6 protein-coding genes are annotated in these 6,672 nt (G+C 67.3%); all 6 read left to right on the forward strand.

Features of this window, described 5'->3' with window-relative positions:
- Positions 1–39 precede the first annotated feature (39 nt).
- The 6 genes from CFP71_RS27415 to CFP71_RS27440 all read left to right on the forward strand — a co-directional run bounded on the left by CFP71_RS27415 (position 40) and on the right by CFP71_RS27440 (position 6,181).
- Positions 40–495 carry a flavodoxin family protein gene (locus CFP71_RS27415; protein WP_093936822.1) on the forward strand — a complete coding sequence of 152 codons (456 nt, stop codon included), beginning with the start codon at positions 40–42 and terminating at the stop codon, positions 493–495.
- Positions 496–524: 29 nt separating this feature from the next.
- A complete protein-coding gene (locus CFP71_RS27420; RefSeq protein WP_093936823.1) occupies positions 525–1,136 on the forward strand; it encodes a LysE family translocator in 612 nt (203 codons plus the stop codon).
- A 42-nt stretch (positions 1,137–1,178) separates the two neighbouring features.
- A complete protein-coding gene (ppk2, locus tag CFP71_RS27425; RefSeq protein ID WP_093936824.1) occupies positions 1,179–2,201 on the forward strand; it encodes a polyphosphate kinase 2 in 1,023 nt (340 codons plus the stop codon).
- Between the two features lie 150 nt (positions 2,202–2,351).
- Positions 2,352–3,116 carry a siderophore-interacting protein gene (locus CFP71_RS27430; RefSeq protein WP_279629240.1) on the forward strand — a complete coding sequence of 255 codons (765 nt, stop codon included), beginning with the start codon at positions 2,352–2,354 and terminating at the stop codon, positions 3,114–3,116.
- Between the two features lie 159 nt (positions 3,117–3,275).
- Positions 3,276–5,045: an alpha/beta hydrolase gene (locus CFP71_RS27435; RefSeq protein ID WP_093936826.1), complete on the forward strand. Its 1,770-nt coding sequence runs from the start codon at positions 3,276–3,278 to the stop codon at positions 5,043–5,045.
- Between the two features lie 218 nt (positions 5,046–5,263).
- The gene (locus CFP71_RS27440) at positions 5,264–6,181 is read left to right on the forward strand and encodes a helix-turn-helix domain-containing protein (protein ID WP_093936827.1); all 918 of its coding nucleotides are present in this window, start codon (positions 5,264–5,266) and stop codon (positions 6,179–6,181) included.
- Positions 6,182–6,672 lie beyond the last annotated feature (491 nt).

Below are 6,672 nucleotides of genomic sequence, written 5' to 3' on the forward strand. Positions count from 1 at the left end.
GGTTCTCAGGGAAAGGACCGGCGGAAAGGGAGGATCGGCATGAAGGTCGTCATCGTGTGCGTCTCGGTGTCCCACGGCAACACGGCGCGGATCGCCGAAACCATGGCGGAGGTGCTCGAAGCGCGAGTCGTGAGTCCTGAGGAGGTCGATCCGGCCGAGCTCGACACCTGTGATCTCGTGGGCTTCGGCTCGGGGATCTTCAACCTGGACTTCCATCCGCGCTTGCGCCGGTTCGTCGAGGAGTTGCCGGAGAAGCAACGGCGGAAGGCGTTCGTGTTCACCACGAGCGGCCTGCCCGAGCCGCCGTTCCGGCGCTACTCCCGTCGTCTGGCGTGGTTGCTCGGCCGGAAGGGGTTCGACGTCGTGGGTACGTTCGCGTGCCGGGGCTTCGACACCTGGGCGCCCTTCAAACTCGTCGGCGGGATTCGCAAGGATCGTCCGAGGACGGCGGATTTCGAGGCCGCGAGACGGTTCGCCGAAGCCCTCGGTGATTGATCGACTCGGGCACGGGGCACCCGGGGAGAATGAGTGCGGGAACCCTGGCGTTGTTCGCCGGTGTCGTCATGGTCGCCTACGTGATCCCCGGCCCGGACTGGGTGGTGATCCTCCGTCACTCGGCGCGGAGCCGCCGGGCGGGATTGGTCGCGGCCGCCGGTGTGCAATGCGGCCTCGTCGTGCACCTGGCCGCTGCCGCGTTCGGCGTCTCGACCGTGCTGCTGCACAGTTCTGTCGCCTTCACCATGCTCAAGATCGTCGGTGCGGCCTACCTGGTCTACCTGGGCGCGCACGCACTGTGGAGGTCTTGGCACGGCGGTGATTCCCGGATGCCGGAGAAACCGTTGCCGAAGCGGATGTTCCGCCAGGCGTTTCTGTCCAATGTGCTCAATCCGAAGGCGGCCCTGTTCTTCGTGAGCGTCCTGCCGCAGTTCGTCGATCCCGCGGACGCGGCGGCTCCGCAGGTGCTGACGCTGGGCCTGCTGGACATCGGCCTCGGTGTCCTGTGGTGGGGCCTGTTCGTGCTGCTCACCGCCCGGCTGTCGGGCCTCATGCGCGAAAGCGGACCGCGCAAGGTGCTCGACCGCGTCACCGGGACCGCGCTCGTCGGGCTGGGCGGCGCTCTGGTGGCAACGTCCTGATTGTCGTGTTTGCCCGTAGACCACCTCGGGTATCCGCGACGTGTGCTCGACCAAACGCCTGCGCTCGCCGAACATTTCCCGGAACTTCGGGACCAGCGCCTCGTCGTCGACTACGACGACGCCGACGACCCTGTCCTGCTCCGTCCCGACGGCTCGCCGATCGACACCTGGCGGGAGAACTACCCGTACCCGGATCGCATGACGCGCGACGAGTACGGCGTGGTGAAGAGGTCACTGCAGATCGAACTGCTGAAACTGCAGTACTGGATCAAGGACACCGGCGGCCGCATGGTGATCCTGTTCGAAGGACGGGACGCGGCGGGCAAGGGCGGCACCATCAAACGGTTCACCGAACACCTGAATCCTCGTGGTGCGAGGGTGGTGGCGCTGGGCAAGCCCACCGAGCGTGAGCAGGGCGAGTGGTATTTCCAGCGCTATGTGAACCATCTGCCCACCGAGGGCGAGATCGTGCTGTTCGACCGGTCCTGGTACAACCGCGCCGGTGTCGAACGGGTGATGGGGTACTGCACGGACGAACAGTACGAGCGGTTCATGCGCCAGGCCCCGACTTTCGAGCGGATGCTCGTCGACGACGGGATCATCCTCGTCAAGCTGTGGTTCTCGGTGTCGAAATCCGAACAGCGCACCCGGTTCCTCATCCGGCAGGTCGATCCGGTGCGCCAGTGGAAACTGAGCCTCAACGACGTCGAGTCGCTCGATCGCTGGGACGCCTACACCGAGGCGAAGGTCGCGATGTTCCGTTCCACCGACACGGAGATCGCGCCGTGGACGGTGGTCAAGAGCAACGACAAGAAGCGAGCGCGCGTCGAAGCCATGCGCAGCGTGCTCGCCCGCGTGGATTACGCGGACAAGGACGCGGCCACCGTCGGTGAGCCGGATCTGAAAGTGGTCGGTGCCGCGGCGACCCTGCTGGAGGAAGGCGAAGACGAGGCGTCGCTCAGCCCGACCCCGATCGCCCGGCCGGACGACCCCGAGCACGGGCCCGGGCTGCATCCGGACCCGGACGACCGCCGGGTGGCCAAACGTGAGCAGTCGGGCCCCTGAGTTGAACTTCGCCCAGGTCCGGGAGCCTCTCATGCGCCGGTGAAAGCGAGTACCCAAGAACTGAGGAAATGCTCATAATAGTGCCATGAGCTGCGAAAACATTGGACGCGGAAGGTGATCCCGCGCCTTCGTACCCCGACCTCGCGCAAGATGATCACGGCGGAAGTGCGGGAGCGCGTCATGCTGAGCCCGAGCTTCGCGTCGGTCACTCTCGGCGGTACGGCCTTGCGGGATCTGGTCGTCACCGGTGCCGACCAGACGGTGCGGCTGTTCTTCCCCCGCGAAGGACAGCAGCGGCTGCGGATGCCCACCTTCTCGAACGAGACGTGGATGGCCGAACTGATGGTGCTGCCCAAATCGGTCCGCCCGTGGGTGCGCACCCTCACCATCCGCCGGGCCAGGCCCGCCGACGACGAGGTCGACATCGAGTTCGCCCTCCACGGGAATTCACCCATGAGCAACTGGGTGCGGCGGACGGAACCGGGAGATTCCGTCGGGATCTTCGACATGGGCACGACCTACCGGCCACCGGACGACGTCGGCGGTCAGCTCATCGTCGCCGACGAGAGCGCTTTGCCCGCGGCGTTGGCGATTCTCGACGACGCCCCGGAATCGCTGGTCGCGGAAGTCTTCCTGGAAGTGCCGACGGTCGCCGACATCCGCCGTTACGAGACCACCGAAGGCGTCCACGTTCACTGGCTGAGCCGGGACGATCCTGGACGGCGTCCCGGAACTGCCGCCCTCGATGCCGTCCGGCAGGCGGAGCTGCCGCCGGGCCGGTTCTACACCTGGGTCGCCGGGGAATCCCGGCTGGCGACGACGGTGCGACGGCATCTGGTGTCCGAACGGGGCGCGGCGAAGGCGGACATCTCTTTCGCCGGATACTGGCGACACGGCTGGTCCAGTCCCGGCTGACCCCATGAGGTGTCGAGATCCTGCCATGTCGGGTATCCGCCAGCCCCGGGCCGTGTAGGAAAGCTGATCACCTGTCTTTACTTTTCGTACGGACGTCGGGGGCTCCTGTCGAAAGGGAACATGGTGATCAGTAGTACGAGAAAGACGCGGAGAGGCACGGTGGCCGTGGTCGCCGGTGCCTTCCTGGCCTCGGGCCTGGTGCTGGCTCCCGCCGCGGGTGCGGCTCCCGCGGTCAAGGCCGACCCGGACACCGCCGCGCTCGCGGGCGCGCTGACCAAGCAGGCCGTCGCCTGGGGCGAGTGCTCGTTCCCTTCGGTCGCCCCGGCGACGGAAGCCGAACTGAAGAAGGTCAAGGGCCTCGCCTGCGCCACCGTCCAGGTGCCGCGTGACTGGCACAACCCGCAGGACGGCAACACCATCGGCGTCCGCGTCTCCAAGACCGCGACCGCCTATCCCGGCACCGGCAGGCAGGGCATCGCACTGGTCAACCCGGGCGGACCCGGCGGCGAAGGCCTGCCGTGGGGCGCCGCGATGGCGATGCGCAGCCCCGTGCTGGCCTCGCAGTACGACTTCGTCGGGTTCGATCCCCGCGGCGTCGGTCAGAGCACGCCGCTGACCTGTAGCTACACCGTCCCGGACAGCACTGATCAGAACGTGATCAGCCGGGCGAAGGTCGAGGGCTGCCTGAAGAACCCGCTGACGAAGTTCATCACCACCGAGCAGACCGCCTACGACATGGACTTCATCCGGGTGCTGCTCGGCGAAAAGAAGACCAGCTACATCGGCTACTCGTACGGCACGTGGCTCGGCACCTGGTACGCCACCACTTTCCCGGGCAAGGCGCACCGGTTCCTGCTCGACTCGTCGACCGACGCGAGCCGCTCGACACTGGAGAAGACCTGGGACCTCCAGCCGCGCAGCCGTGACCGCCAGTTCCAGGACGCCTTGCTGCCCTACGTCGCGCGCAACGACGCCAAGTACAAGGCGGGCACCGACCCGCTCGAGATCCGCCGAAACTGGGAGAAGGCCGGCGGCACCCGCGAGTTCGCGGGCATGCTCTACGCCGCCTGGTTCATCATCCCGGCGATGTACGACACCACGCAGTACCCGTCGGCGGCTTCGATGGTGGCCGCGCTGGCGAAGGGCCCGGCACCCACCGGGACCGACGCGGAGAAGCTCGAACAGGTCGTCGCCAAGGCGCTGACCACCCCCGGCCTGACCGACGCGAACAAGGCGTTCCTGACCAAGGCCAAGGGCAACGCGCTGGAGGCCATCGCCAAGAAGGACTCGGTCGAGCGCAAAGCCTCCTACCAGGGCGGCGCCGAGGTCGAGACCTGGGACGCGGCGTTCGAGGCGATCCGCTGCCAGGACGGCCAGTGGAACCAGAACCTGCACTACTGGACCTACTGGCAGGCCGACCTGACCGTGAACGCGCCGTTCATCGCGCCGATCATGGCCCAGTCGGGCGCGCCGCTGTGCGCGTTCTGGCCGACCACCAACGCCAAGCCGGCGCCGGACGGGAAGACGTTCCCGAAGCTGCTGATCGCGCAGACCGAGCTCGACGCGGCCACGCCGTACGAGGGCGCGCTCGCCACCGCGAACGGACTGCCGGGCGCCAAGATGATCAGCGTCGACAACGAAGGCAGCCACGGGATCTTCCCGTACAACACCGACTGCGTCGACGACCCGATCGTCGCCTACTTCCAGACCGGTCTCACGCCGAAGAAGAAGTTCACCGGCTGCCAGGGCCTGCCCCTGCCCGGTGAGGACAAGACGGTCGAGGTCGGCGGGAACCTCGGGCACGACGGGAAGATCAAGATCAAGATGATCACGCCCCAGGTCCGCAAGGCGAACGAGATCGTCCGTGAGCTGCTCGAAGGCACCGCTACGCCGCAGGCCGACGAGAAGGGCATGCCCGCCAACGCGTAGTCCCTGACAGCGTGGGAACGGAGGCTCCCGCGAGCCCATCCGGTTCGCGGGAGCCTCTTCGGCGTGCCTCCGCCGGGATCTGTGACGCTTTCGTTATCGGTTCAGGCGCACGAGCCCGCCGCTTTCGCCCTCAAGACCAGTGAGTGAAAGCAGCGATACCGCGGCGCCTGACATCGATGTCAGGTCGCGGAGTCCTGGGGCGGGGGAGGAGAAACGTCATGCTCGCCGAGTCGCGAGGCCTGTCGGTGGAGGCCGAGCAGCTGTACCGGGCCTTACTGGACGGGCGCCCGACCACGCCCGGTGCGGAGCTGGCCGAGCTTGAGCGGTTCGGTCTGGTCCGGCCCGGCGCGTCCGGACCCGAGGTCTGCCCGCCGCGCGCGGCGCTGTCGGCGTTCGCCGCGCAGCACGAGGCCGCGGCTGTCCGAGCGCGGGAAGCGGCCGAAGTACTCGGCGCCGCCTACTCCCTGCGGACCGGCCGGGACGCGGACTTCGTCGAGGTCCTGCGCAGCCGCGACGAGGTGATCGCGACTTTCGAGGCCATGCAGACACAGGCGGGGGTGGACATCGTCGCGCTGGACCCCGGGTCGTACATGAGCCCGAAGGCCGAGGTGAGCACGATGCAGCCGGGGTCGATGGCGCGTGGCATCGCCTACCGCGTCGTCTACGACTCGTCCGTGCTGCAGGACGACGACGGATTCGTCCAGGTGCAGTCGAGTATCGCGCTCGGCGAGCAGGCCAGGGTGTTCCCCAGGCTCCCGTTGAAACTGGTGATCGCCGACAGCAAGCGCGCGCTGATCGCCGTCCCGAACTCCGACGCCGGTGACGTGCTGGCGCTGCTGATCCATCCGTCGATGCTGCTGAGCGCGCTGATCGAGCTGTTCGAATCCTTCTGGCGGATGGCGGTGCCGGTGCGGGCGGGCGGTCCGGACGACGCGGAAGCGGCCCAGGAACCGACAGTCGCCACGCGCCGTCTGCTCGCGCTGTTGAGCGGAGGCCTGACCGACGAGGCGATCGCGCGCGAGCTGGGCATCAGCGAACGCACGGTGCTCCGGCGGATCAGCCGGTTGCAGCAACTGCTGGGCGCGCAGACCCGGTTCCAGCTGGGCGCGCAGGCGTCGCGTCAGGGCTGGCTCTGATCGGTGAGACTACTGGGTGGTCGTGAGTGGCGATTCGGTTCAGGGGCAAGGGTGTCTTGAGTACCTACCGGCGGGCGGTTTCGTGTGCTTGGAAGGACGACACACGTGACTGGATGGACGACACGTGTGTCCAGGCGGACGACTCGCGGCGATAACCCGGTCACGAGAGTGTCGTCTGTCCAGTCACGCGTGTCGTCCATCTGATCACGTGTGTCGTCCACCTGATCACGCCGCGGCGAGGCCTCACTCCAGGTCTCGTGGGTGGCGATTCGGGTTCTATTGGGCGATAAGTCGAATATGGCATGGTCGGTCCTGCCGCGCAGGCCCTCTTCGCTGCCCGAGGACATGGTTCCGGACTGGGCGGCGACCAGGCGCGCCCCGAGTGTCCACATGAGACGGTTGGTGACAACCAAGCGTCCGATTTATGGCCATATGAGGCTTTCCGCGAGGGGGTCGTGAGTGGCAAAGAGGGTTAGAACCCTCTTTGCCAC

The sequence above is a fragment of the Amycolatopsis thailandensis genome (assembly GCF_002234405.1).
GTDB lineage: Bacteria > Actinomycetota > Actinomycetes > Mycobacteriales > Pseudonocardiaceae > Amycolatopsis > Amycolatopsis thailandensis.

What these genes read in the sequence shown, in the direction of transcription:
- CFP71_RS27440 (WP_093936827.1), top strand. Translation starts at nt 5,264, where the DNA reads ATGCTCGCCGAGTCGCGAGGCCTGTCGGTGGAGGCCGAGCAGCTGTAC.
- CFP71_RS27415 (WP_093936822.1), top strand. Translation starts at nt 40, where the DNA reads ATGAAGGTCGTCATCGTGTGCGTCTCGGTGTCCCACGGCAACACGGCG.
- CFP71_RS27430 (WP_279629240.1), top strand. Translation starts at nt 2,352, where the DNA reads ATGATCACGGCGGAAGTGCGGGAGCGCGTCATGCTGAGCCCGAGCTTC.
- CFP71_RS27420 (WP_093936823.1), top strand. Translation starts at nt 525, where the DNA reads ATGAGTGCGGGAACCCTGGCGTTGTTCGCCGGTGTCGTCATGGTCGCC.